The 22751-nt window shown below is 71.7% G+C and carries 26 protein-coding genes; 12 read left to right on the top strand and 14 right to left on the bottom strand.

Annotation, left to right across the window (positions count from 1 at the left end):
• Nucleotides 1-35: 35 nt before the first annotated feature.
• Nucleotides 36-563: a CNP1-like family protein gene (locus ACT80S_RS08345; RefSeq protein WP_377415005.1), complete on the bottom strand. Its 528-nt coding sequence runs from the start codon at nucleotides 561-563 to the stop codon at nucleotides 36-38.
• Nucleotides 553-1221, bottom strand: coding sequence for an RNA pyrophosphohydrolase (locus tag ACT80S_RS08340; protein WP_377415002.1), 669 nt, complete (start codon nucleotides 1219-1221; stop codon nucleotides 553-555). The genes ACT80S_RS08345 and ACT80S_RS08340 overlap by 11 nt, the downstream gene beginning before the upstream one ends.
• A 96-nt stretch (nucleotides 1222-1317) precedes the next feature.
• Here ACT80S_RS08340 and ACT80S_RS08335 point away from each other — a divergent pair, with 96 nt between their 5' ends.
• Together ACT80S_RS08335 and ACT80S_RS08330 are read left to right on the top strand one after the other, a co-directional pair.
• Nucleotides 1318-3063 carry a proline--tRNA ligase gene (locus ACT80S_RS08335; RefSeq protein ID WP_377415000.1) on the top strand — a complete coding sequence of 582 codons (1746 nt, stop codon included), beginning with the start codon at nucleotides 1318-1320 and terminating at the stop codon, nucleotides 3061-3063.
• A complete protein-coding gene (locus tag ACT80S_RS08330; RefSeq protein ID WP_377414998.1) occupies nucleotides 3060-3698 on the top strand; it encodes a lytic transglycosylase domain-containing protein in 639 nt (212 codons plus the stop codon). Before ACT80S_RS08335 ends, ACT80S_RS08330 begins: the two co-directional genes overlap by 4 nt.
• 31 nt (nucleotides 3699-3729) lie before the next feature.
• Here the strand turns inward: ACT80S_RS08330 and ACT80S_RS08325 are convergent, their stop codons facing one another.
• The 5 genes from ACT80S_RS08325 to hemA form a co-directional block, all read right to left on the bottom strand.
• Complete coding sequence (locus ACT80S_RS08325; RefSeq protein WP_377414995.1) at nucleotides 3730-4728, bottom strand: AAA family ATPase; 999 nt, start codon at nucleotides 4726-4728, stop codon at nucleotides 3730-3732.
• A 72-nt stretch (nucleotides 4729-4800) separates the two neighbouring features.
• Entirely contained in the window at nucleotides 4801-5130 is a 330-nt protein-coding gene (gene grxD / locus ACT80S_RS08320; protein ID WP_377414992.1) for a Grx4 family monothiol glutaredoxin, read from the bottom strand.
• 52 nt (nucleotides 5131-5182) lie between these two features.
• Complete coding sequence (gene prmC / locus ACT80S_RS08315; RefSeq protein WP_377415245.1) at nucleotides 5183-6004, bottom strand: peptide chain release factor N(5)-glutamine methyltransferase; 822 nt, start codon at nucleotides 6002-6004, stop codon at nucleotides 5183-5185.
• 23 nt (nucleotides 6005-6027) lie between these two features.
• Nucleotides 6028-7110, bottom strand: coding sequence for a peptide chain release factor 1 (gene prfA / locus ACT80S_RS08310; RefSeq protein WP_377414989.1), 1083 nt, complete (start codon nucleotides 7108-7110; stop codon nucleotides 6028-6030).
• 75 nt (nucleotides 7111-7185) lie between these two features.
• On the bottom strand, nucleotides 7186-8457 hold the full coding sequence (gene hemA / locus ACT80S_RS08305; protein ID WP_377414986.1) for a glutamyl-tRNA reductase: 1272 nt from the start codon (nucleotides 8455-8457) through the stop codon (nucleotides 7186-7188).
• A gap of 61 nt (nucleotides 8458-8518) precedes the next feature.
• Here hemA and ACT80S_RS08300 point away from each other — a divergent pair, with 61 nt between their 5' ends.
• From ACT80S_RS08300 to queF, 4 genes are read left to right on the top strand one after another with little or no spacing between them, the layout of a single operon-like run.
• Nucleotides 8519-8797 (top strand): hypothetical protein, encoded by a 279-nt coding sequence (locus ACT80S_RS08300; protein ID WP_377414983.1) that lies wholly within the window; start codon nucleotides 8519-8521, stop codon nucleotides 8795-8797.
• Between the two features lie 14 nt (nucleotides 8798-8811).
• Nucleotides 8812-9588 carry a peroxide stress protein YaaA gene (gene yaaA / locus ACT80S_RS08295; protein WP_377414981.1) on the top strand — a complete coding sequence of 259 codons (777 nt, stop codon included), beginning with the start codon at nucleotides 8812-8814 and terminating at the stop codon, nucleotides 9586-9588.
• Nucleotides 9585-10439: a 2OG-Fe(II) oxygenase gene (locus ACT80S_RS08290; RefSeq protein WP_377414979.1), complete on the top strand. Its 855-nt coding sequence runs from the start codon at nucleotides 9585-9587 to the stop codon at nucleotides 10437-10439. The genes yaaA and ACT80S_RS08290 overlap by 4 nt, the downstream gene beginning before the upstream one ends.
• A 13-nt stretch (nucleotides 10440-10452) precedes the next feature.
• Nucleotides 10453-11298 (top strand): NADPH-dependent 7-cyano-7-deazaguanine reductase QueF, encoded by an 846-nt coding sequence (queF, locus tag ACT80S_RS08285; protein ID WP_377414977.1) that lies wholly within the window; start codon nucleotides 10453-10455, stop codon nucleotides 11296-11298.
• Nucleotides 11299-11340: 42 nt separating this feature from the next.
• On the opposite strand, the gene ACT80S_RS08280 is transcribed toward queF, so the two are convergent.
• The 7 genes from ACT80S_RS08280 to ACT80S_RS08250 all read right to left on the bottom strand — a co-directional run bounded on the left by ACT80S_RS08280 (nucleotide 11341) and on the right by ACT80S_RS08250 (nucleotide 17947).
• On the bottom strand, nucleotides 11341-11604 hold the full coding sequence (locus ACT80S_RS08280; protein WP_377414975.1) for a hypothetical protein: 264 nt from the start codon (nucleotides 11602-11604) through the stop codon (nucleotides 11341-11343).
• A gap of 74 nt (nucleotides 11605-11678) precedes the next feature.
• On the bottom strand, nucleotides 11679-14816 hold the full coding sequence (locus ACT80S_RS08275) for a pilus assembly protein (protein WP_377414972.1): 3138 nt from the start codon (nucleotides 14814-14816) through the stop codon (nucleotides 11679-11681).
• Nucleotides 14817-14828: 12 nt separating this feature from the next.
• Nucleotides 14829-15410 carry a hypothetical protein gene (locus tag ACT80S_RS08270; protein ID WP_377414970.1) on the bottom strand — a complete coding sequence of 194 codons (582 nt, stop codon included), beginning with the start codon at nucleotides 15408-15410 and terminating at the stop codon, nucleotides 14829-14831.
• Nucleotides 15407-16498, bottom strand: a complete 1092-nt coding sequence (locus ACT80S_RS08265; protein ID WP_377414967.1) for a PilW family protein — start codon at nucleotides 16496-16498, stop codon at nucleotides 15407-15409. Before ACT80S_RS08265 ends, ACT80S_RS08270 begins: the two co-directional genes overlap by 4 nt.
• Nucleotides 16498-17094, bottom strand: a complete 597-nt coding sequence (pilV, locus tag ACT80S_RS08260) for a type IV pilus modification protein PilV (RefSeq protein ID WP_377414965.1) — start codon at nucleotides 17092-17094, stop codon at nucleotides 16498-16500. Before pilV ends, ACT80S_RS08265 begins: the two co-directional genes overlap by 1 nt.
• The gene (locus tag ACT80S_RS08255; RefSeq protein ID WP_377414963.1) at nucleotides 17088-17582 is read right to left on the bottom strand and encodes a GspH/FimT family pseudopilin; all 495 of its coding nucleotides are present in this window, start codon (nucleotides 17580-17582) and stop codon (nucleotides 17088-17090) included. Before ACT80S_RS08255 ends, pilV begins: the two co-directional genes overlap by 7 nt.
• A complete protein-coding gene (locus ACT80S_RS08250; protein WP_377414961.1) occupies nucleotides 17579-17947 on the bottom strand; it encodes a type IV pilin protein in 369 nt (122 codons plus the stop codon). Before ACT80S_RS08250 ends, ACT80S_RS08255 begins: the two co-directional genes overlap by 4 nt.
• A gap of 255 nt (nucleotides 17948-18202) precedes the next feature.
• Between ACT80S_RS08250 and ACT80S_RS08245 the strand changes: the two genes are divergently transcribed.
• The 6 genes from ACT80S_RS08245 to ACT80S_RS08220 all read left to right on the top strand — a co-directional run bounded on the left by ACT80S_RS08245 (nucleotide 18203) and on the right by ACT80S_RS08220 (nucleotide 22731).
• Entirely contained in the window at nucleotides 18203-18607 is a 405-nt protein-coding gene (locus ACT80S_RS08245; RefSeq protein ID WP_377414959.1) for a hypothetical protein, read from the top strand.
• A 94-nt stretch (nucleotides 18608-18701) separates the two neighbouring features.
• Complete coding sequence (locus ACT80S_RS08240; protein ID WP_377414956.1) at nucleotides 18702-19019, top strand: hypothetical protein; 318 nt, start codon at nucleotides 18702-18704, stop codon at nucleotides 19017-19019.
• 10 nt (nucleotides 19020-19029) lie between these two features.
• Nucleotides 19030-20451, top strand: coding sequence for a TolC family protein (locus ACT80S_RS08235; protein WP_377414954.1), 1422 nt, complete (start codon nucleotides 19030-19032; stop codon nucleotides 20449-20451).
• A gap of 19 nt (nucleotides 20452-20470) precedes the next feature.
• Nucleotides 20471-21880 (top strand): multicopper oxidase family protein, encoded by a 1410-nt coding sequence (locus ACT80S_RS08230; protein ID WP_377414952.1) that lies wholly within the window; start codon nucleotides 20471-20473, stop codon nucleotides 21878-21880.
• A gap of 27 nt (nucleotides 21881-21907) precedes the next feature.
• Complete coding sequence (locus tag ACT80S_RS08225; RefSeq protein WP_377414950.1) at nucleotides 21908-22399, top strand: DUF411 domain-containing protein; 492 nt, start codon at nucleotides 21908-21910, stop codon at nucleotides 22397-22399.
• Complete coding sequence (locus ACT80S_RS08220) at nucleotides 22396-22731, top strand: copper-binding protein (RefSeq protein WP_377414948.1); 336 nt, start codon at nucleotides 22396-22398, stop codon at nucleotides 22729-22731. Before ACT80S_RS08225 ends, ACT80S_RS08220 begins: the two co-directional genes overlap by 4 nt.
• The last annotated feature ends 20 nt before the right edge of the window (nucleotides 22732-22751 follow it).

Genomic DNA, 22751 nt, shown 5'->3' with positions numbered 1-22751 from the left:
TTCGTTGCGACGGCCCGGGGAATTCGCTGGCAGCCCTAGCGCAGGGTGCCTTCCCGTGTGGCCAGTGCGCGGCGCACGTCCTCTGCGCTGCGACGGGCCTGCGTCACTTCACCGCACAGCCCGGCGCCTGCCAGGGCCTGGGTGTGGCGCGGGCTGGCCGCCAGCGGCTGCCACGCCGCACTGCCGACGGGCCGCCAGCCCGAACCCGGCGTGTAGCGCGCGTAGACCTTGGCTTCACCCGGGATGCAGCGCACGCCTTCCTGCATGGCATTGACCGCGCCGCTGGCGCTGGTGGCCACGACCACATAGCGGATCACCCCGTCGCCGCCCACCACGATGGAAGCGGGGTCCACGCCGAAGCGCAGCTCGGAGGTGCGGACCTCCACGGGAACCAGGCCCTCGGTACGAAGGCCCTGGGGCAGGGCGGTGGCCTCCTCCCGCCAGTCGGGGCGCTCGGCCGCGTTCTCGTTCGGCCGGGGAAGGCCAGTGACCGGGTCGTAGCCCTGGGCCCCGGCCAGCGTGCAACCGCCCAGCGCCAGCAGCAGGGCTGCCTTACGAAGCACGCCGCCCCCCCGGGGCCTGGCGGTTCAGCCCGGCCTGCGGGTCGGGCTCGAAGGTGGCGCCCGGCGGGAGCTCGAAATCGGGACTGGGCAGGCCATGCGGCGGGGCCGCATGGTGGTGATGGTCATGGTGATCGCCATCGCGCGGGCGCATGCCGCCTCGCAGGAAGCGGTTGCGGTGGTGCTCGGTGCGGGGCAGGAAGCGCGCCAGCTCCGTCAGCGCCATCTCGTAGACGCCGCGCTTGAACTCGACCACCACATCCAGCGGGACCCAGTAGTCATTCCAGCGCCAGGCGTCGAATTCGGGATGGTCGGTGGCGCGCAGGTTCAGGTTCCAGTCGGCGCCCGTCAACTGCAGCAGGAACCAGATCTGCTTCTGTCCCTTGTAGTGGCCGCGTGCGTCGCGGCGGATGTAGCGGTCCGGCACCTCGTAGCGCAACCAGTCCCGGGTGCGGGCAACGATGCGCACATGCTCGGCACGGAGGCCGACCTCCTCGTGGAGCTCCCGGTACATCGCCTGCTCCGGCGTCTCGCCGCGATCGATGCCCCCTTGCGGGAACTGCCAGCTGTGGGTGCGTATGCGCTTGCCCCAGAACACCTGGTTTTTCTGATTGAGCAGGATGATGCCGACGTTGGGCCTGAAGCCGTCCCGGTCAAGCATAATCAAACCCCAATTCTTGAACTGAGTTCATTATGCACGCCGTCGCGCGTGCCACAAGCAACTCGGCCGTTCTAGTCCCCCCGCCCCCGCGCACCGATGAAAGCATCCCAGTTTCTCATTTCCACGCTCAAGGAAGCACCCGCCGACGCCGAGGTCGCGAGCCATCGCCTGATGACCCGCGCCGGCATGATCAAGAAGCTGGGCGCAGGCATCTACACCTACATGCCCATGGGCCTGCGCGTGATCCGCAAGGTGGAAGCCATCGTGCGCGAGGAGATGAACCGGGCCGGCGCGGTGGAGTGCACCATGCCGATCGTGCAGCCCGCGGAGCTGTGGCAGGAGACCGGCCGCTTCGAGAAGATGGGCCCCGAGCTGCTTCGCATCAAGGATCGCCACGACCGCGACTTCATCATCCAGCCCACCAGCGAGGAAGTCGTCACCGACATCGCCCGCCAGGAGCTTCGCAGCTACAAGCAGCTGCCCAAGAACCTCTACCAGATCCAGGTCAAGTTCCGTGACGAGCGCCGCCCGCGCTTCGGCCTGATGCGTGGCCGCGAGTTCATCATGAAGGACGCGTACTCCTTCGACCGCGACCAGGCGTCCGCCAAGGCCAGCTACCAGGTGATGGCCCAGGCCTACCGCCGCATCTTCGACCGCTTCGGCCTGCGCTATCGCGCGGTGGCGGCGGACAGCGGCGCCATCGGGGGCGACCTGTCCGAGGAGTTCCAGGTGATCGCCGCCACTGGCGAGGACGCCATCGTCTACTGCCCGGACAGCGACTACGCCGCCAACATCGAGAAGGCCGAGGCGCTCGCGCCGCAGGGCCCGCGCCCGGCGCCCGCCAAGGCGATGGAGAAGGTGCCCACCCCGGGCAAGAGCACCTGCGAGGACGTCGCGGCGCTGCTCGGTGTGCCGCTGCAGACCACGGTGAAGTCCCTGGTCCTGGCGACCGACCAGCTCAATGAGGCCGGCGAGGTCGTCAAGAGCCAGGTCTGGCTGCTGCTGGTGCGCGGCGACCACGACATGAACGAAGTCAAGGTCGGCAAGGTGCCGGGCCTGGACGCCGGCTTCCGCTTCGCCACCGTGCCCGAAATCCTCGAGCACTTCGGCGCCAAGCCCGGCTACCTGGGCCCGATCGGCCTGAAGAAGCCGGTCAAGGTCGTGGCCGACCGCGAGGTCGCCCTGATGGCCGACTGGATCTGCGGTGCCAACGAGGAAGACTTCCACATCGCCGGCGTGAACTGGGGCCGCGACCTGCCCGAGCCCGACGCTGTGGCCGACATCCGCAACATCGTCGAAGGCGATCTCTCCCCCGACGGCAAGGGCCGGCTGGCCATCGAGCGCGGCATCGAGGTGGGCCACGTGTTCTACCTGGGCACCAAGTACAGCAAGGCCATGCAGGCCAACTTCCTCGACGAGAACGGCAAGCCGCAGCCGATGGAGATGGGCTGCTACGGCATCGGCATCACCCGCCTGCCGGCCGCCGCCATCGAGCAGAACCACGACGAGCGCGGGATCATCTGGCCCGACGCGATCGCCCCGTTCACCGTGGTGGTGTGCCCCATCGGCATGGACCGCAGCGCCGAGGTCAAGGCGGCCGCCGAGAAGCTGCACGACGAGCTCGCCGCCCTGGGTGTGGACGTGATGCTCGACGACCGCGGCGAGCGCCCCGGTGCGATGTTCGCCGACTGGGAGCTGATCGGCGTGCCGCACCGCGTCGTCATCTCCGACCGCGGCCTCAAGGAGGGCCAGCTGGAGTACCAGCACCGTCGCGACACCGCGGCCACCAAGGTCGCCGCCGACGGCATCCTCGACTTCCTCAAGGGCAAGCTCACGTCGTGACCTCGCGCCGGCAGTGCCTCCTGGCTGGCCTCGGCGGGCTGGGGGCGCTGGCGGCCGGCCGGCCCGCCTGGGCCGGCACCCAGGTCGAGGAGCCGCTGGCCGACTCGGTGCGCTCGGCCCTGAGTTCCGCCATCGCCAACGCGGCGCCGCCGGTGCCCGAGTTCGCCACCACGGCGGCCCGCCTGGCCTACCTGCGCTGGCTGGTGGAAATGACGGTGCGCTTGCAGCGCCACAAGGTGGACTGGCGCGAGCGCAAGGAATTCCTGCAGACGGCCTGGTACGAGGCCAAGCGCGCGGGCCTGGACCCGGGCCTGGTGCTGGGGCTGATCCAGGTCGAGAGCGCGTTCCGCAAGTTCGCGGTGAGCGTGGCCGGCGCGCGCGGCTACATGCAGGTGATGCCGTTCTGGAGCCGCCTGATCGGCGACGGCGACCCGGGCCGCCTGTTCCACATGCAGACCAACCTGCGATTCGGCTGCGTGATCCTGCGCCACTACCTGGACCGCGAGCGCGGCGACCTGTTCATGGCCCTGGGCCGCTACAACGGCAGCCGCGGCCGGCGCGAGTACCCGGATGCGGTGTTCGCCGCGGCGCGCCGGTGGGAGTTCAAGGACCCCCACCACGTCGAGCCGCGCTGACCGGCGCGCAGCCTGCGGGGTCGCCTTGCCCCTACTGCAGGAACCCGAGCTTCGCCTTGCCGCTGCCGGCGCGGGGCAGGTCCTCGGGCTGGATGCATCCGCGCCCGTCGAGGCGGGCGTTGCCGAAGCCGGTCATGAGGGCGCGGCGCATCTCGCGCGGCGCCAGCGCGGCGAGCAGGTCCAGCAGGTCGTCGGCGGGCTCGGGGTCGAAGCGGCTGCCCCAGCCATGCTCGCCGCGGATCGAGGCGTAGAGGTTGCGTGCGATCTGGCGCGCCGCCTCGTGAGAGGGCGGCTCGACCTCGAACACGTTCATGCGATTGAGGATCGGCTCGGGGATGCCGCGCTCGTCGTTGGCGGTCATGATCCAGATCACCTGGCTGGCGTCGATGGCCACCTCGGCGAACTCGTCGATGAAGCTGCCCGCGGTGTCGTGCTCCAGCAGGCCGTAGAGGGCGCCCAGGGGGTCGTACTGCGCGTCGGCGCTGGCCTTGTCGATCTCGTCGACCACGATCACCGGGTTGGCGTACTGGCCGTCGACGATGGCCTCGAACACCTTGCCCGGCTTGGATCCCTTCCACTGGGAGGAGGCGCCCGAGAGCAGCCATCCCGCGGTCATCGCGCTCATGGGAACCAGGTTCATGCCGGTGCCCAGGAGGTCGGCCAGGCGCCGCGCGAAATGGGTCTTGCCGATGCCGGGCGGGCCGAGCAGCAGCATGGGGGTGACCTCCAGGCCGTCCCGGCTGTCCTGGGCGAGCGCGACGTGTCGCCTCACGTCGTCCAGCGCCTCGGTGAAATTGGGCAGCTCCTCGTAGAGGCGCGCCATGTCGGGGATGCCTGCGGGTTTGACCTGGAAGCGCTCCGGCCCCCGCTCCAGCATGCGCTCATAGGTCGTACGCAGGTGCTCGTGTTCGTGCGCGGACAGCTTGGCGAGCTTGCGCTCCACATCCTGCGGCTGGAACACGTGCCGCACCTGGGCGATGGGCAGCTGGAACCCGTGGGGGTCGTGGCGAACGAGTTGGTTGGATGGCATGGTGTTTTCCCCTCAACAACGCATGGCACCCATTCCAGCACATCACATGCGGGAGGTGAACCCGGAAAAGGGTCAGGTGTTGCTGCCTGTTCCCAGGATCTGCTGCAGCTCGCCGCTCTCGTACATCTCCATCATGATGTCGGAGCCGCCGATGAACTCGCCCTTGATGTAAAGCTGCGGGATGGTGGGCCAGTTGCTGTACTCCTTGATGCCCTGGCGGATCGCCGGGTCCTCGAGCACGTTGACGGTGGCCAGGCCGCGCGGGTCGACGCCGCAGGCCTTGAGGATCTGCACGGCGCGCCCGGAGAAGCCGCACTGCGGGAAGGAGGCGGTGCCCTTCATGAAAAGCACGACCTCGCTGTTCTTCACGAGCTGGTCGATGCGCTGCTGGGTGTCGTCCATGGTGTCTTTCCTTGTGGCGGCGAGGCGCCGCGGTGCCGTCGATTATCCGAAATCAGCCAAGCCATTGCCCGCCGCAGGCCCGTTCGATGCCGGCGAGGTCGCGCCGGCTTTGCACCTGCGTGAAGCCGGCGCCTTCGAGCAGTGCGCGTACCGCGCCGGCCTGGTCCCACCCGTGCTCCAGCAGCAGCCAGCCGCCGGGGGCCAGGTGGGCGGGCGCCTGCCGCACGATGGCGCGCAGGTCGTCCAGGCCGTCGGCCCCGGAGGCGAGTGCCGACAGCGGCTCGTGGACCAGGGCGGCGAGGTGCTCGTCGTCGCTGGCGATGTAGGGCGGGTTGCTCACGACCAGGTCGTAGCCGCGGCCCGCCCCTTCGAGCCAGCTGGCGGCGCGGAAGTCCACCGCCAGCCCGAGCCGCTGCGCGTTGGCGCGGGCCACGGCCAGGGCGTCCTCGCTGCGGTCCACCGCCTCCACGCGCGCCTGCGGGCGGCGGTGGGCGATGGCCAGGGCGATCGCGCCGCTGCCGGTGCCCAGGTCGATGGCGGCGGGCCCGGGCCGGCCCGCCAGGACTTCGAGTGCCCATTCGACCAGGGTCTCGGTGTCGGGGCGAGGAACGAGCACGCGCCGATCCACCGCCAGCGGCAGGCCGAAGAACTCCTTCTCGCCCACCAGGTAGGCCACCGGCTCGCCGGCGGCGCGGCGCAGGCACAGCGCCTCGTAGGCCGCCTGCGCCGGGGGCGGCAGGTCGTCGGTGTCGTGGGCGATCAGCCAGGCGCGGTCGTGGGCCGGGCGGCCCAGCGCGTGCAGCAGCAGGAGCTGCGCGTCGAAACGGTCCAGGCCGAGGGCGGCGGCGCGGGCGAGGGCCCGGGCCAGGTTCATCGCGCCCGCGGGCGGCCCGCCGCTCACGAGGCCGCCTCCAGGTCCGCGAGCTGTTCGGCCTTGCGCGCCAGCAGCAGGCCCTCGACCATTTCGTCGATCTCGCCCTCCATCGCCGCGCCGAGCTTGTACAGCGTGAGGTTGATGCGGTGGTCGGTGATGCGGCCCTGTGGGAAGTTGTAGGTGCGGATGCGGTCGCTGCGGTCGCCGCTGCCGATCAGCCCCTTGCGCGTGGCCGCCTCCTTGGCGGCGCGGGCGGCGCGCTCGGCCTCGTGGATGCGCGCGGCGAGCACCTGCAGCGCCTTGGCCTTGTTGCGGTGCTGGGAGCGGTCGTCCTGGCACTCGGCGACGATGCCGGTGGGGAGGTGCGTGACCCGCACCGCCGAATCGGTCTTGTTGATATGTTGCCCGCCCGCACCGGAGGCGCGGAAGGTGTCGATGCGCAGGTCCGCCGGGTTGATCTGCACCGCCTGGGCCTCGTCCGGCTCGGGCAGGGCGGCCACGGTGCAGGCGCTGGTGTGGATGCGGCCCTGGGTCTCGGTGGCCGGCACGCGCTGCACCCGGTGGCCGCCGGACTCGAACTTGAGCTTGCCGTAGGCGCCGTCGCCCACCACGCGCACCACGACTTCCTTGTAGCCGCCGACCTCGCCGGGGCTCTCGCTCACGAGCTCGCAGCGCCAGCCCTGGCGGTCGGCGTAGCGGGTGTACATGCGAAGCAGGTCACCGGCGAACAGCGCCGACTCGTCGCCGCCGGTGCCGGCGCGGATCTCCAGGAAGACGTTGCGCACGTCGTCCGGGTCCTTGGGCAGCAGCAGCTTCTGCAGCTCGTCCTCCAGGCGGGGCAGGTCGGCCTCGAGCTGGGCGATCTCCTCCTTCGCCAGGTCGGCCATGTCCGGGTCGGCCAGCATCTCGCGCGCGGCGGCGAGGTCGGCCTCGCGCTGGCGGAACTGGCCGTACAGGCCGGCGACCTCGCTGACCTCGGCATGTTCGCGCGTCAGTGCGCGCAGGCGGTCCATGTCGTTGGCCATCTCGGGCTGCTGCAGGAAGAAGTCGAGCTCCTGCAGGCGCACGGGGTAGCGATCGAGTTGCTGGCGGAGGAAGGGTTTCATGGGCGCGAGGAAGCTGGGGGAGACGGGTGCGGGACGCGCGCCGCCCGGTCGGACGGCACGGCGGGCACAGGCCCGCTAACGCTCCTTGCGCAGGAAGAAATGCTCGATCGCGCTGGTGGCGCGCTGGCGCGCCTGGGCGTCGCCGGCATGCAGCTCGGCGAGCGCGCCGTGCAGCATCTTCTGCGTCAGCCCCCGGGACAGGGCCTCGAGCACGGCGTCGACATCCTCGCCCTTGGCGAGCAGCTTGCGGGCGCGTGCCAGTTCGTGCGCGCGCCACTCGTCCGCCTGGGCATTGAGCTGGCGGATCAGGGGCACGGCCCGGCGCTGGTCCATCCAGTGCAGGAAGCTCTGGACGCCGGCGTCGACGATGGCCTCGGCCTGGGCCACGGCCGCCTGGCGCTGGGCCTGGCCGGTCTGCACCACGTGGGCGAGGTCGTCCACGGTGTAGAGGAAGACATCTTCCAGGTCCTTGACCTCAGGCTCGATGTCGCGTGGCACGGCCAGGTCCACCATGAACATGGGGCGGTGCTTGCGCAGCTTGAGCGCGCGCTCCACGGCGCCGAGGCCGATGATGGGCAGCTGGCTGGCGGTGGAGGAGACCACCGCGTCGAATTCATGCAGGCGGTCCGGCAGGTCGGCCAGGCGCAGGACCTCGCCGCCGAAGCGCGAGGCCAGTTTCTCGCCGCGCTCCAGGGTGCGGTTGGCGATGGCGATGTGCCTGGGGTTCTTGGCCGCGAAGTGGGTCGCAGCCAGCTCGATCATCTCGCCGGCGCCCACGAACAGCACCTTGATGCGGGTCAGGTCCTCGAACAGCTGCCCGGCCAGGCGCACCGCGGCGGCCGACATGCTGATGGAGTGCGCGCCGATCTCGGTGGCGGTGCGCACCTCCTTGGCCACGGCGAAGGAGCGCTGGAACAGCTGGTTCAGCGTGGTGCCCAGCGCGCCGGCCTGGTCGGCCACGCGCACGGCGTCCTTGAGCTGGCCGAGGATCTGGGCCTCGCCGAGCACCATGGAGTCCAGGCCGCTGGCGACGCGGAAGGCGTGGCGGGCGGCCGAGCCTTCCTCGAGCACGTAGGCATGCGAGCGCAGCTGCGACGGCGACACGCCGCCCGAGCGGGCCAGCCACTCGAGCGTGGGCTCCATGGCCGGCTGCTCGCCGGCGCAGTAGATCTCGGTGCGGTTGCAGGTGGAGAGGATGGCCGCTTCCGGCGCCGGGCCGCCGTGGCCGTGCAGGTTCTGCCGCAAGGCGGAGAGCGTCGGCGCGATCTGGTCGATGGCGAACGCGAAGCGGCCCCGCATGTCGACGGGGGCCGTCGTGTGGTTGATGCCGAGGGCCCAGACTGCCATATGGTTGGGAATTATAAAATCCGGCGGTTTATCAAGATCTTGCGGCCCGGCCCGCGCTGCGATGGGCTTCTTCCAATCCCTGCTCCACCTGCTCGGTTTCGTCGCGCCGGCCCTCGCCCTGGGCCTGCTGCTGCCCCTGGCCGCGCGCTGGGCGCTGCCTGCGGGCGGGCGGGTGACCCGCTACTGGCCGCAGGCGGCCCTGGTGGCTGCCGCCGGCACCGCCGCCCTGCTGGCCGGCCTGTGGTTCTTCGGGCGCGACGGCAAGATGGCCTCGTACGCCGCGCTCGTGGCGGTGGCCGCCCTGGCGCAATGGCTGCTGGCCGCAGGCTGGCGCCGCTGACTCACCCTCCACCCATGCTGTATCTGCTGTCCCCCGCCAAGTCCCTGGACTATGAAACGCCCGTCGCCGAGTTGCCGCACACCCGGCCGCGGTTCATCGAGGCGTCGGCGCAGCTGATCGAGGTGCTGCGCGCGAAGTCGCCCCAGCAGATCGCCAGCCTGATGGACCTGAGCGACAAGCTCGCCGCGCTGAACGCGGCCCGCTACGAGGCCTGGTCGACCTCCTTCACCGCCAAGAACTCCCGCCAGGCCGTGCTGGCCTTCGACGGCGACGTGTACGACGGCCTGGCCGCCCGCACGCTGTCGGCGTCCGACCTGGACTGGGCCCAGCGCCATGTCGCCATCCTCAGCGGCCTGTACGGCGTGCTGCGGCCGCTGGACCGGATGCAGCCGTACCGCCTGGAAATGGGCACCTCGCTGCCGGTGGGCGAGGCGGCCAACCTCTACCAGTTCTGGGGCTCGCGCATCGCCGAGTGCCTCAACGGGCAGCTGGCCGACGAAAAGACGCCGGTCGTGGTGAACCTGGCCTCCCAGGAATACTTCAAAGCGGTGGACCGCAAGGCCTTGAAGGCCCGGGTCATCGAATGCGTGTTCGAGGACTGGAAGGGCGGGCAGTACAAGATCATCAGCTTCTTTGCCAAGAAGGCCCGCGGGCTGATGGCCCGCTGGGCCATCACCCACCGCATCGATGCCCCGTCGAAGCTGGAAGGGTTCGACCTCGAGGGCTACGCCTTCGACGCTGCCGCCTCCAAGCCGGACCGCCTGGTGTTCCGACGCAGGATGGAGCCATGACCGCGACCCAGACCATCACCCCCGAGCTTCGCCAGTGGATCATTGCGCAGGCCGAGGCCGGTCACCCGCCGGACACGGTGCTCGCTGCCATGCGCGCCTCGGGCTGGACCGAGGACACCGCCATCGCCGCGATGGAAAGCACCCTGCAGGCGCACCTGGCCGGGCGCCCCGCGGCCCAGGCCCTGCCGCCCGCGGTGCCGGTGCCCGGCCCCGACCTGGCCGGCTCGCCGCTGTACCTGGATGCCGGTGACCGCCGCGTGCACGTGATCCTGTCCAAGGAGAGTCCGCGCATCGTGGTGTTCGGCGACGTGCTGTCCGACGAGGAGTGCGACGAACTCATCGCGCAGGCCCGCCCGCGGCTGGCCCGTTCGCTCACCGTGGCCACCCGCACCGGCGGCGAGGAGCTCAATGAGGACCGCACCAGCAGCGGCATGTTCTTCCGCCGCGGGGAGACGCCGGTGGTGGCCCGCCTGGAGCAGCGGCTGGCGCGCCTGGTGAACTGGCCGCTGGAGAACGGCGAGGGCCTTCAGATCCTGAACTACCGCCCGGGCGCCGAGTACAAGCCCCACTACGACTACTTCGACCCGAACGAGCCCGGCACGCCCACCATCCTCCGGCGGGGCGGGCAGCGCGTGGGCACGGTGGTGGTGTACCTGTCCGAGCCCGAGCAGGGCGGCGGCACCACCTTTCCCGACGTGGGCCTGGAAGTCGCGCCCAAGCGGGGCAACGCGGTGTTCTTCGCCTACGAGCGTCCCCACCCCTCGACCCGCACCCTGCATGGCGGCGCGCCCGTGATCGCCGGCGAAAAGTGGATCGCCACCAAGTGGCTGCGCGAGCGCCGTTTCGACTGAATCCCCCAGCCCGATGTCCACCCCCGAACAATCCCTCCTGGGCAAGGCCGCGGCCTACAGCGACCGCTACGACCCCACGCTGCTGTTTCCCATCCCCCGCCTCGCCAAGCGCGAGGAGCTGGGGCTGCCCGGCGCGGTGCCCTTCTTCGGCGCCGACCTGTGGACCGCCTACGAACTGTCCTGGCTCACGCCGCGCGGCAAGCCGCAGGTGGCGATCGCCCGCATCACCGTGCCCTGCGAGACGCCCAACATCGTCGAGAGCAAGTCGTTCAAGCTGTACCTGAACAGCTTCAACAACACGTCCTTCGCCTCGGCCGACGAGGTGCGTGACCGCATCCGCGCCGACATCAGCGAAGCGGTCTGGCGCGGCGCGCCGGCGGCCTCCTCGGTGGGCGTGAAGCTGCTGCTGCCCGAGGACTTCGAGCGCGAGCGCATCGAGGAGCTCGAGGGCGTGAGCCTGGACCGCCTGGACATCGAGTGCACGCAGTACCAGCCGGATCCCACCCTGCTCACCGCCGCCTTCGACGAGCAGCCGGTCGAGGAGGTGCTGGTGTCGAACCTGCTGAAAAGCAACTGCCTGGTCACCGGCCAGCCCGATTGGGGCAGCGTGCAGGTCCGCTACAGCGGCCCGCAGATCGACCAGGGCCAGCTGCTTCGCTACCTCGTGAGCTTCCGTAACCACAACGAATTCCACGAGCAGTGCGTGGAGCGGATCTTCATGGACATCCGCGAACGGTGCCGGCCCACGCGTCTGACCGTGTACGCGCGCTACACGCGCCGCGGCGGGCTGGACATCAACCCGCTGCGCACCAGCCACCCCGGCGCCTTGCCCGCCAACCTGCGCAACGCCCGCCAGTAGGGCGCAGGCGGGACCCGCAAGGTCTCCGCGGCGGCGGCGTGTTCAGTCGTCCAGCCAGTCGCAGCGCAAGCGGTGCGACTGGTGGGCGCGGGAGCGCCAGCTGCGGTAGGCGTCGGGCAGGCGCATCGCCAGCAGGCCCAACGGGGCGAACCAGATCGCCTCGCCGGTGGCGAACGCCGGCAGCCATCCCATCCAACCGAGGATCCACAAGGTGAGAACGCCATCCCAGAGGTGGCTTTCGACCGGGTGCTCGCGCCGGTGCGCCAGGTGCCAGAGCCTGATCCGATAGAGTTCGTCGAGCGACATCGCAACCTCCCACCCGCCGGTGGCGTTACGAAAAATCTATGCCTGAAAGCGCCTGCGGTCAATGGCGCAGTGCGTCATTCGGCCTGGTTCGATCGCCAGTAGATCGTGCGGCGCTTGGCCTTCACCGGCGGCTTGATCGCCTGGGGCCCGACGCCGGAGCTGGCGCCGCCGGAACGCTGGATCGCGCCGATGGCCACGGTCTGCACCACGTTGCCGATCTGCACCGTCGCCAGGGTGGGCGAGGGCACGATGCCGCCCTGCACGAAGACGCCGGACCGGTCGCCGCCGCAGGACGCGTTGCCCGAGCCGATGGCGCCGCTGCCATTGAGGATGTTCAGCCAGTAGCCGCGCGCCTCGCCCAGGTTGGCGTTGGCGGCGCAGGTGTTGAGGCTGCCGGCGGTGGCGCGGTTGGTGCTGAAGGTGACCATGCCGCCGACGGTCACCGCCGATGTCACCGTCTGCTCGCCGCGGCCCGGCAGGTCCATGAACCAGCCGCGGGCGGTGGAGCCGGGCGTGACGCCCGCGGTCTCGCAGGTGGTCGGGGCGCTGAAGTCGCGCATCACGCTGGTGTCGTCCAGGGCCGCCACCCCGGGGTTGGCGGTGGGATCGGCGAGGTCGTCCATCAGCACGTAGAAGCGGTTGGTCACCGGGTTGGCGTAGGGGTAGTGCCCCATCAGCGGCTTCTCCCGGTCGCCCGAGCCCAGGGCCACGTACATCTTGGTCCCCGAGGACAGCAGGGCCGGCGAGTTCAGGAACTTGCGCCCGCCGCCGGCGGTGGCGCCCACGCGGCGGATGCCCCAGGAGCCGCTGGCGATGGCGCCGAAGCCGGCGTCGCTGAAGTAGAGGCGGTAGACGTCGCCGGTGGTGGTGACGGCGTAGGCGACGTCGACGAAGCCGTCGCCATTGCGGTCGCCCACGGCGATGTCGGCGGCCACGCTGCCGGACAGGCCGGTGAAGCTGCGCACCACCGCGCCGGTGGCGGCGTCGAGGAGGAACACCGCGTTGCCCTTGCGGCTGCCGCAGGCGGGGGCGGGCGCGTTCGCGTCCTCGCAGGTGTCGTAGCCGCCGCCCACCAGCACCAGCGGGGTCTCGGCGCCGGCGCTGGGGTAGCCCTTGAGGCGCACCACGGTCGGCTGCGACCAGGTCTGGCCCAGGGCGGACAGGCCGGCGGTGCAGCCGGTGTCGTCCGGCGCGGGCCGCGGGCAGCCCACGCGCCACATCAGCTGCGGCGACTCCGGCGTGGTGACGTCGAAGCCATAGAGCATGCGGCCGCCGCGCCGCTGCGAGGGGTAGATCCAGACCCGGCTGTTGCCCGCGTCCTGGAACAGGCCGATGCCGCCGTCGAAGAAGTAGTCCTTGGGCTGGGGCGCCGGCGAGGTCACCAGGCCGGGGAAGGCCACGGCCGGCGTGTTGTCCTTGAGCCGCTGGAAGCGGCCGAAGTGCTCCGGCGCGGCGAAGGCCCAGCGCTCGCGCCCGGTGGCGGCGTCGACCGCGCGCAGCAGGCCGTCGCCGGCGCCGTAGTACACGGTCACGCCGGTGGTGCCGCCGTAGTTCACCGGCAGCGGCTTGGAGTGCACCACGTCCCCATGGATCGAGGCGCGCGGGCGCGGGCTGGACGAGGTGCTGATGTACTCGGTGAAGGGGCGGGTGCCCTCCACCGTGGTGTCGTCGTCGCGCCCGGCGACCCAGTCCAGCAGGGACTGGGTCCAGCCGGTGTTGCCCGTGCCCAGGTTCGCCAGGCGGGTCGCCGCGCCGGCGTCGTACGTGAGCAGCCGGCGCTGGCCCGCGGCCCAGGGCTGCGGGTTGGCGTTGGTCCCCGGCGGGTTGTTGCCCTTGCGCACCACCTCGGCGACGCCGCCCTTGGCGACGGTGGGGCCGTCGGGCAGGTCCGACCAGGCGCTGCCGGCCACCCCGCCCACGGTGGGGAAGGCGGTGCAGCTGCTCGCGCCGATGGACAGGCCCTTGATGTCCTGCCAGTAGCTGCCGCTGTCGCTGGTCCACTGGCTCACCGCGCACTCGTGGATGAAGCCGGTCTGCGGGTTGATCGCGTTGGCGCCGGCGGCATCGCGCAGCTGCACGTCACCGGAAGCGGTCAGCCCGAGCTGGTACTGCTTGAGGTTGCCGAGCCAGCGCGGCTGCGCCGCCGGGTCGGGGCGGAACATGCCGATGAACACCTGGTTCAGGTACTGCGACCGGTTGCTCGCGCTCACCGGCAGCGCCGCGGAGGCGAAGGTGGAGTCGCGCGCATTGATCTCCGCCAGGATCTTGCCCAGCGCGATCTCGATCTGCGCCTGGTTCTTCACCGCGTGGTAGGTGCCGCCCCCCACGGCCGCCGCGCGCTCCAGCGTCTTCGAGTGCGAGACGTTCTGCTGCGCGTTGTAGGCGTCCAGCACGTAGACGCTGATGCCGTTCTGGTACAGGAAGCGCGCCCACTCGTCCGTCCAGCTCGGGTCGGTCACGCCGGGGATCTGGGGCAGGGCGGCGCCCGCGCTCACGCCCTCGTAGCTCGGGTCGCCCGCGGGGATGGTGCCCTGGGCGTTGTTGATCACGAGGATCAGCGCGTTGTTCGTGCAGGTCGTCGAGCCGGCGGGCGGGCTGTAGGTCGAGCCGCTGTAGGCCCAGTGCCCCAGCGCGCTGTTCTGGCGCCAGCCGGTGGCATTGGGGGCCGCGCCGGCGTTGCCGTCGATGTCGACGTTGCGCGCCGGGTCGTTGCCCGCCTGCAGGCCGCCGCGGAACACCGGCAGCCCCTTGAAGTACTTGTAGACCTCGTACATCGCCGAGGTCTCGTAGGAGCCCGCGTTGACCTTCTCGGTGGGGCTGTTGATGGTGTTGCCGGCGGTGATGTAGTTCAGGATCCCGGTCATCGCGGACTTGTTGGCGGGCACGTCCATGTCGCGCGCGCTGAAGCGGATGTAGCCGCCGCCCGCGCCGGCCGCGGTGTAGCCCGCCAGGCCGATGTTCATGCCGGTGGTGGTGGCCAGCACGTTGCGCACCGCGGCGAGTTCGGCCGCGCCCTGGGTGCCGCCGTTGTCCGGCCACTGCTGCGCCTGGCGCGCCCAGTTCGAGGTGTTGTCCACCAGGATCATCACGTTCGGCTTGACGCCGCCGCTGCTGGTGCGGGTGAGGAAGATGTCGATGTCGTCGGCGCGCGCGGCGGCGGCGAGCAGGGCCGCGGCGGTGGCGGCCAGGATCAGGCGGGGGAGGGCGGTCATGGCGGCGCTTCCTCAGGGGCAGAAGGTGGTGGCGGAATCGCTGGACACGCGCATGCTCACGCCCTGCACCAGGGTGGATTGCGCGCCGGTGACGGGGTCGCTGCCGACGGCGGTGATTTCCCACAGCGTGCGGGCGCACAGCGAGGCCATCGCCCCCGCGCCCACGATGCCGCTGCTCTGGTTGTTCATGCCCTGCGTGCAGCCCAGGTCCTCGGTGTCCAGCAGGTTCAGCTCGCTGGTCGGGATCGGCCGCATCTGGATGCAGCGCGGCGCGGGCGACAGCCGCACCAGCACCACGGTCTTGCCGTCGCCGTTCACGTCCACGCAGCGGCTGTTGGCGGGGGCGTTCATCGCCGGCGGGCAGTTCGAGTTGTCCAGGACGTCGTTCGGCGACTCGGCGAACGTGCGGTTGCTGATCACCTGGTTGATGACCTGCTGCGTCGCGGCCTGGGTGACGGCGCGGGCCTGGGCGTTGGCCCCGGCCTGCAGGCTGCCGCGGCCGATGTTCAGCGTCGCCATCGCCAGGATGGTGAGCAGCGTGAGCATGATCAGGGACACGACCAGGGTCGAGCCCCGCTGGGCGCGCGCGGTCATGGCGAGAACCTCCGCGCGGTCACGTTCTGCAGGGCCACGGTCCGTGTGTAGACGTTGCGGCGGCGCGCGTCGTTGAAGGGGCCGGCGCTCGCGTCGGCCGCCGTGGTCACGCCCGTGGCCGCGTCCCCCTGCTTGCCCAGGGCGTAGCGCCGGGTGTCGGTGTGGCCGGGCGAGGCCTCGGGGTTGCGGGCCAGCACGTACAGGCGGGCCGCCACCGGCAGGCCCCAGCAGCTGCCGGCGGGCACCGGCGGCGTGGCCGAGGCGCAGTAGCGGTCGGGGTCGGTGGCGTACAGCTCGGGCGTGCCGTCGCCGTTGGTGTCCAGCCCCCACTCGACCTGCAGGTTCTCCACGCCCTGCACCAGGGTCAGCGGCGCGCTCCAGCCGGCCGCGCCCAGTTCCACGCGCTTGAGGCTGGGGATGCCGTCGCCATCGCGGTCGTTGCGGGCGACGAAGTAGATGCGCACGACGTAGCGGCGCAGGCCGGCCGCCGTGGCGCAATCGCGCTGGCGCAGCGTGAAGGCGCCCGCCGCCGGGAAGGCGGCGAACCGGTAGTGGTTGTTGATGTCCGCGCCGCCCAGCTCCGACGGGTCGCTGCACGAGGAGGCCTGGAAGGCGGGCATGCCGGCGGCCAGCGGCGTGCAGTCGGCGCTGCCGTTGGTGCAGGTGGCGGCGCGGCGGACGACGACCACGTCGGTGCCGGGCGCCAGGTCGCCGCCCAGGCAGGCCAGCGCGCCGGCGGCCACGTTGTCCTGGCCCAGCGCCGCCAGCGGCAGGGCCGCGAGCAGGGCGGCGACCGAGGTCTCGCAGGCGGCGGGCCGGGCGGGCGGCGCCGGCAGCGTGCGCGGGTCGAACTCGGCGAGGAAGCCGGCATGCTGCAGCTCGCCCGCCAGGGTGTCGAGCGCATGGCGGCCGTTGTCGATCTTCAGGCCCGCGCGCTCGGTCTCCACCCGGGTGCGGCTGCTGGTGGCAAACAGCACCGACATCGCGGCCAGGATCACCAGGCCGATGGCGATGCCGACCATCACCTCGACCAGGGTGAGCCCGCGCTGGTGGCGCGCGGGGGCGGGGGGCGGGGCGAGGCGTTCCATCAGGAGCAGGCCGGTAGGGCCACGAGAAGCTGGGTGGACACCGTCTTGCGCAGGGCCTCGCGGGCATACAGCCCCTGGCCGCAGGCCTGGGGCGGCGCGACGGTGGCCTGGAATCCCTGCCAGGCGACGGTGATGCGGTAGATGCCTGGCTGGCACACGCCCGCGGCCGGCAGGGGCGGCTGCAACTGCTCGACGCAGCCGCGGCCGGCGAGCATCGCGCCCACGGTGGTGGCCGAGGGCGTGGTCTCGCTCGCGCCCTTGAGGAGGTTGCTCCACTCGCACAGGTCGACCTGCGCGCGCGTGGCGCCCGGCACGGCGCACGCCGTGGGCTGGCCATCGCCGGTCCCCAGGGCCGACGCGGTCACGTAGCTGGCGGCCTGGGACTGGTTGGCATCCATCCGGTTGGCCATGTCCTGCATCAGCGAGAGCGCCTGGGTGCGCTGGTACGACTCGAACACGGCCGCATTCATGGTGGTGTGCAGGCCGGCCAGCGCCATCATCCCGAACGAGACGATCAGGATCGCCACCAGCGCCTCGATCAGCAGCGCGCCGCGCTGGGCCAGGCCCGCGGGCCGCCCTGCCTGCCGCCTCAGCATGTCGCGCCCTCCCGCGTGTAGGGGCGGCCGGCCGGGTCGATCGAGACGCAGCGTGCCTGCGAGGTTCCCGCATCGCTCACCGAGAACTGCACGCCGCCGGCCGCGGCGCTGGTGCGGCCGTCGTAGCCGAACACCACCGAGGCGATGGCCGGGGTCGACTGCACCTGCACCGAGCCCCGCACCGGGGTGACGTCGACCACCCGCAGCGTGCCGTCGACCGTGGCCACGATCTGCCAGCCGCTGGCCCAGTCGCCCGCGTTCGCGGGGCGCAGCGTCACCGGCGCGTTGCGCTTGAGGGCCTCCGAGCGGGTCTTGACCAGGGCCAGGTGCAGGTCGGATGCGGTCGTGCGCACCCGCTGCGAGGCCACCAGCGAGCGCATCCCGGGCGCGGCCAGCGCCGCCAGGATGGCGACCAGGCTCACCACCACCAGCAGCTCGATGAGGGTGAAGCCCGGCGCGCGGTGCGCCGGGGCGGGCCGGGCGGTCACCATTTGTCGGGGGGCAGGCGCGTGCCCTCGCTGGTGATCGACAGCGGGCCGTCGACGGCTTGCGGCGAGCCGGCCACGGGCGTGGCCGTCGCGGTGTAGGACGGCGGCATCGAGGCATCCGCCGTGATCTGGAAACTGTAGCGGCCGGCCAGGTCGCCGGGCACGTTCACGCCCAGGGCCGCCGGGGTCGTGGCGAAGGCGCGGTTGTCCATCAGGTACTGCTGCTGGCGCTGCGCGATGTCGGACAGCACCGTCTGGGCCGAGGCCCGGTGGCTGCGCACGAGGTGGCGGGTGTAGGCGGGGTAGGCCACGCCGGCCAGGATCGCCACCAGGGCCACGGCCACCAGCAGCTCGATCAGGGTCACACCCCGCGGGATCCGGCGCCGGGCCATCCGTACTTCCTTCGTTCCTGGCCGCCCGGATGGGCAGCTTCTCGCCCCGGAAGTTAGGCGCCAGACTGTACTGAAGAGTTGTTACAAAGATTGCAGGCGCTTCTCGGTTGATGGATGGTTATGGAATAGTATTTTGGTTTTATGTTTTTGTGGTATTGAAATCGCCCGAACGGGCCAGCAATTGCTGAGCGGATTTCCCGGCCGTCGGCTCGATAGAATGTTTTCGTGATGTCCCGCTTCCGCCGCATCGTCGCCTGGCTGATCTTCGTGGCCCTGCCCTTGCAGGCCATGGCGTCGGTGTCGATGTCGCTGTGCGGTCCCCTGCAGGGCCATTCCGCGGCGCAAGGCCATGGGCCTGGCGCTGCCACTGCCGATGCCATGGCTGCCGACCACGCCATCGCCGACCACGCGGCGGCCGGCCATCACGGGGCGTCCAGCCACGGGGACCCGGCGTCCGCCGCCGATGACGGCCACCGCTGCGCCTCCTGTGCCTTCTGCGGCCATGCCCTGGCCCAGCCTGCCGACGCCATGCTCGCCCTCCCCGGCGCCGCGCCGCCCGCGCATGCCAGCGTCCCCCCGGCCCGCGTGGCCTCGCGGGGCCTGCCCGTCCCCGACAAGCCTCCCCGCGCCTGACCCCCGCGCGCCGGCCCCGAGACCGAGGCCGGCCAGGCCCTGGACCGCGCCCCGCCGGCGTGGTGCTTTCCCTTCATGGCAGCGAGAGATGCGCATGCAGTTCCCTTCCCTTCCCCGGTGGCCGGCCCTGGCCGCCGCCGTCCTGGCCGGCGCCGCCCAGGCCCAGCCCGAGGCGCCCGGCGCCTGGCGTTCCGCCTTCGAGGGCTACCGGCCCTTCGACGAGGTGAGCGTCCAGCCCTGGCGCGCCGCCAATGACAACGTCGGCCGCATCGGCGGCTGGCGGGCCTATGCGCGGGAGGCGCAGGCGCCTGCGCCGACCCCGCCGGCGACCGGTTCGACCTCGGCGCCCGTCGCGCCGACGGTGCCCCCGCCACCGCCCGCACGGACGCCGGCCGCGGGCCACCGGCATTGAGGGACCGGCGATGAGCTTCGATCTTTCCCTTCCCCGCAAGCCCGCCGCGCTGGCCGTCCTGGGCCTCGCCCTGGCAGGCTGCGCCTCGGTGGACCTCGAGCGCGAGGTGGCCGCCGTCAACGACAGCCAGCGTGCCTTCACCCAGGGTGGGCTCGCGCTGGCCCGCGGCCCGTCCGCCGGCGAGCAGGCCGCCGCCGGCCTGCTGGCAGGCCCGCTGTCGATGGATGCCGCCGTGCAGCTCGCCCTGGCGCGCAGCCCCGCGCTGCAGGCCCTGGTCGCCCAGCACGGCGCCGACCTGGCCGCTGCGGCCCAGCGGGGCCGCATCGCCAACCCGGTGCTGGGCCTCGAGCGCGTGCGCTCCGGCCCGGAGCTGGAGATCGGCCGGCTCCTGTCCGTCGGGTTGCTGGACCTGCTCACGCTGCCGCAGCGGCAGGCCCTGTCCGGGCAGCTGCAGGCCCAGGCCCGCGTCGAGCTGGCGGGCACCGTGGTCGACCAGGTCGGCGCGGTGCGCCAGGCCTGGGTGCGCGCGGTCGCGGCGCAGCAGGCCCTGGCCTACGCGGCCCAGGTCCAGCAGGCCGCCGACGCCAGCGCCGAACTGGCACGCCGCATGCAGCAGACCGGCAACTTCACGCGCCTGGAGCGCGCCCGCCAGCAGGCCTTCTACGCCGATGCCACCACCCGCCTGGCCGGCGCCCGCCACCAGGCCACCGCCACGCGCGAGGCGCTGGTGCGCCTGCTCGGGCTGGACGACGCGCAGGCCGCGCGCCTGCGCCTGCCCGACCGCCTGCCGGACCTGCCCGCGAGCCCGCGCCAGCCGGGCGACATCGCCCAGGCCGCACGCGAGCAGCGGCTGGACTGGCAGCTCGCCCGCCTGCAGCTGCAGGCGGCGGGCCGCGCCCAGCGCCTGGAGCTGCTCGAGAGCCTGGTCGATGCCGAGGTGGGTGCGCGCCGCGACACCCGCTTCGACGACGCCTCCGGCGAGCGCGGCACGGCGCGCGGCTGGGAGCTGGCGATCCGCCTGCCGGTCTTCGACTGGGGCTCGGCCCGCCGCGCGCAGATGGACGCGGCCTCGCTGGCGGCCGCGCACCGCTACGACGCCGTCGTGCGCGGCGCCTCCTCCCAGCTGCGCGAGAGCTACTCCGCGTACCGCACGGCGTACGAGCTCGCGCGCCACTGGCGCGACGAGGTCGTGCCCCTGCGCAAGGCCATGTCCGAGGAGAACCAGCTTCGCTACAACGGCATGCTGATCGGCGTCTTCGAGCTGCTCGCGGACATGCGCGAGCAGGTCACCAGCGTGATCGCCGCGATAGAGGCGCAGCAGCAGTTCTGGCTGGCCGACGCGGCCCTCTCGGCCTCGCTCGTGGGGCGGCCCGCGCAGGCCACCCTCGCGAGCGTGCCCGCCGCGGCGGCTGCCGCCCCCGCGGGCCATTGACCGCGCGCAAAGGATTCACATGACCCAACGACGACAGTTCCTCTCCGGCGCCGCCCTGGCCGGCGCCGTCGCCGCGGCCGGCGTCAGCCGCGTCGCGATGGCGGCCCTGCCCGAACCGGTGCTGCAGGCGCGGCCCGACACCATGGCGCCCCTGGTGCCGCCCAACGGCCGCCCGTACGACCCCGTGGTCACCCTCAATGGCTGGACCCTGCCCTGGCGCATGAACCAGGGCGTCAAGGAGTTCCACCTGGTCGCCGAGCCGGTGGTGCGCGAGATGGCGCCGGGCTTCAAGGCCCACCTCTGGGGCTACAACGGCCAGTCCCCCGGCCCCACGATCGAGGTGGTCGAGGGCGACCGCGTGCGCATCTTCGTGACCAACCGGCTGCCCGAGCACACCAGCATCCACTGGCATGGCCAGCGCCTGCCCAATGGCATGGACGGCGTCACCGGCCTCACCCAGCCGGGAATCCCTTCCGGCAAGACCTTCGTCTACGAGTTCGAGGCCCGCCGCCCCGGCACCTTCATGTACCACCCGCACGCCGACGAGATGGTGCAGATGGCCATGGGCATGATGGGCCTGTGGATCACGCACCCGAAGGGCCGCCATCCCCTGATCGACCGGGTGGACCGCGACTTCGCCTTCCTGATGTCGGCCTTCGACATCGAGCCCGGCGCGTACACGCCGAAGGTGATGACCATGCTGGACTTCAACCTCTGGACGTGGAACAGCCGGGTCTTCCCCGGCATCGACTCGCTGAACGTGCGCCTCGGCGACAAGGTCCGCATCCGCATCGGCAACCTGACCATGACCAACCACCCGATCCACCTGCACGGCCACGAGTTCGCCGTGACGGGCACCGACGGCGGGCCGGTGCCGAAGGCCGCGCGCTGGCCCGAGGTCACCACCGACATCGCGGTGGGCCAGATGCGGCAGGTCGAGTTCCTCGCCGACGAGGAGGGCGACTGGGCGTTCCACTGCCACAAGAGCCACCACACCATGAACGCCATGGGCCACGGCGTGCCCACGCTGATCGGGGTGGACCACCGCGAGGTGGTGCGCAAGATCACCGGCCTGGTCCCCGACTACATGGTGATGGGCGAGCGCGGCATGGCCGACATGGCCGAGATGGAGATGCCCTTGCCCGAGAACACCGTGCCGATGATGACCGGCCGCGGCCCCTTCGGCGGGGTCGAGATGGGCGGCATGTTCAGCGTGCTCAAGGTGCGCCGCGAGCAGAAGCCGGGCGACTATGCGGACCCGGGCTGGTTCCGGCACCCGCCGGGCACCGTGGCCCGCGAGTTCACCGGCGAGGTGCCGCCGCCGCCGCGCACCGGCGCCGCGGGCGGCGCCTCGATGCCGATGCGCAGGCCCGCCGATACTGAAGTCAAGGTCCGCAAGCCCTCCGGGCATGGCGGCCATTCCCACTGAACGTTCCGATCAAGACAGGAGATCGACATGGCTCACCCCGCACCTCCCCTGCGCCGTCGCGCGCTGCTCGCGGCCCTGGCCGCCGCGCCCCTGGCCGCCCTGGCGCAGGCCCCCGCATCGCCCGTGCTCGTCGAGGTCTGGAAGGACCCGAGCTGCGGCTGCTGCGGCGACTGGGTCAAGCACCTGGAAGCCAACGGCTTCCAGGTCAAGGTCAACGAGACCGGCAACGCCGCGATCCGCACGAAGCTCGGCATCGATGCCGCAAAGTACGGTTCCTGCCACACCGCGCTGGTCGGCGGCTACGCGGTGGAGGGCCATGTGCCTGCCCGCGAGATCCGCCGGCTGCTGCGCGAGAAGCCGCAGGCCATCGGCCTGTCCGTGCCGGGCATGCCGGTCGGCTCGCCGGGCATGGACGGCCCGGCCTACGGCAACCGCCGCGACGCCTACCGCGTGATGCTCCTCACGCGTGACGGCGGCGCTCGTGTCTTCGAGTCCTATCCCGCTGGAAAGTCCGCATGACGACGCTGAACACCCTGGCCCTGGCGGGCCTGCTGTCCCTGGCCCTGCCGGCCTGGTCCCAGGCCACCGACCATTCGGCCCACCACCCGGCCGCCGAGGCGCCGGCCGCCGGCTTCGCCACCGGCGAGGTGCGCCGCATCGACAAGCCGGCCGGCAAGCTCACGCTGCGCCACGGCGAGATCGCCAGCCTGCAGATGCCGCCGATGACCATGGTCTTCGTGGCCAGCGACCCGGCGATGCTGGATACGGTCAAGGTCGGCGACAAGGTCCAGTTCCGGGCCGACCAGCAGGGGGGCGTCTACCGGGTCATCGAGTTGAAGCCGGCGCAGTGACGCGGGGGCGCGGAAGGACA

This window comes from Ramlibacter sp. MAHUQ-53, from assembly GCF_052600055.1.
This window is presented reverse-complemented; position numbering and strand designations above follow the sequence as displayed.

What these genes read in the sequence shown, in the direction of transcription:
- ACT80S_RS08265 (WP_377414967.1), bottom strand. Translation starts at nt 16,498, where the DNA reads ATGGAACGCCTCGCCCCGCCCCCCGCCCCCGCGCGCCACCAGCGCGGG.
- queF (WP_377414977.1), top strand. Translation starts at nt 10,453, where the DNA reads ATGTCCACCCCCGAACAATCCCTCCTGGGCAAGGCCGCGGCCTACAGC.
- ACT80S_RS08335 (WP_377415000.1), top strand. Translation starts at nt 1,318, where the DNA reads ATGAAAGCATCCCAGTTTCTCATTTCCACGCTCAAGGAAGCACCCGCC.
- ACT80S_RS08300 (WP_377414983.1), top strand. Translation starts at nt 8,519, where the DNA reads ATGGGCTTCTTCCAATCCCTGCTCCACCTGCTCGGTTTCGTCGCGCCG.
- grxD (WP_377414992.1), bottom strand. Translation starts at nt 5,130, where the DNA reads ATGGACGACACCCAGCAGCGCATCGACCAGCTCGTGAAGAACAGCGAG.
- ACT80S_RS08280 (WP_377414975.1), bottom strand. Translation starts at nt 11,604, where the DNA reads ATGTCGCTCGACGAACTCTATCGGATCAGGCTCTGGCACCTGGCGCAC.
- hemA (WP_377414986.1), bottom strand. Translation starts at nt 8,457, where the DNA reads ATGGCAGTCTGGGCCCTCGGCATCAACCACACGACGGCCCCCGTCGAC.
- ACT80S_RS08235 (WP_377414954.1), top strand. Translation starts at nt 19,030, where the DNA reads ATGAGCTTCGATCTTTCCCTTCCCCGCAAGCCCGCCGCGCTGGCCGTC.
- ACT80S_RS08275 (WP_377414972.1), bottom strand. Translation starts at nt 14,816, where the DNA reads ATGACCGCCCTCCCCCGCCTGATCCTGGCCGCCACCGCCGCGGCCCTG.
- ACT80S_RS08340 (WP_377415002.1), bottom strand. Translation starts at nt 1,221, where the DNA reads ATGCTTGACCGGGACGGCTTCAGGCCCAACGTCGGCATCATCCTGCTC.
- ACT80S_RS08240 (WP_377414956.1), top strand. Translation starts at nt 18,702, where the DNA reads ATGCAGTTCCCTTCCCTTCCCCGGTGGCCGGCCCTGGCCGCCGCCGTC.
- prfA (WP_377414989.1), bottom strand. Translation starts at nt 7,110, where the DNA reads ATGAAACCCTTCCTCCGCCAGCAACTCGATCGCTACCCCGTGCGCCTG.
- ACT80S_RS08230 (WP_377414952.1), top strand. Translation starts at nt 20,471, where the DNA reads ATGACCCAACGACGACAGTTCCTCTCCGGCGCCGCCCTGGCCGGCGCC.
- yaaA (WP_377414981.1), top strand. Translation starts at nt 8,812, where the DNA reads ATGCTGTATCTGCTGTCCCCCGCCAAGTCCCTGGACTATGAAACGCCC.
- ACT80S_RS08220 (WP_377414948.1), top strand. Translation starts at nt 22,396, where the DNA reads ATGACGACGCTGAACACCCTGGCCCTGGCGGGCCTGCTGTCCCTGGCC.
- ACT80S_RS08225 (WP_377414950.1), top strand. Translation starts at nt 21,908, where the DNA reads ATGGCTCACCCCGCACCTCCCCTGCGCCGTCGCGCGCTGCTCGCGGCC.
- ACT80S_RS08290 (WP_377414979.1), top strand. Translation starts at nt 9,585, where the DNA reads ATGACCGCGACCCAGACCATCACCCCCGAGCTTCGCCAGTGGATCATT.
- ACT80S_RS08245 (WP_377414959.1), top strand. Translation starts at nt 18,203, where the DNA reads ATGTCCCGCTTCCGCCGCATCGTCGCCTGGCTGATCTTCGTGGCCCTG.
- ACT80S_RS08270 (WP_377414970.1), bottom strand. Translation starts at nt 15,410, where the DNA reads ATGACCGCGCGCGCCCAGCGGGGCTCGACCCTGGTCGTGTCCCTGATC.
- prmC (WP_377415245.1), bottom strand. Translation starts at nt 6,004, where the DNA reads ATGAACCTGGCCCGGGCCCTCGCCCGCGCCGCCGCCCTCGGCCTGGAC.
- ACT80S_RS08325 (WP_377414995.1), bottom strand. Translation starts at nt 4,728, where the DNA reads ATGCCATCCAACCAACTCGTTCGCCACGACCCCCACGGGTTCCAGCTG.
- pilV (WP_377414965.1), bottom strand. Translation starts at nt 17,094, where the DNA reads ATGCTGAGGCGGCAGGCAGGGCGGCCCGCGGGCCTGGCCCAGCGCGGC.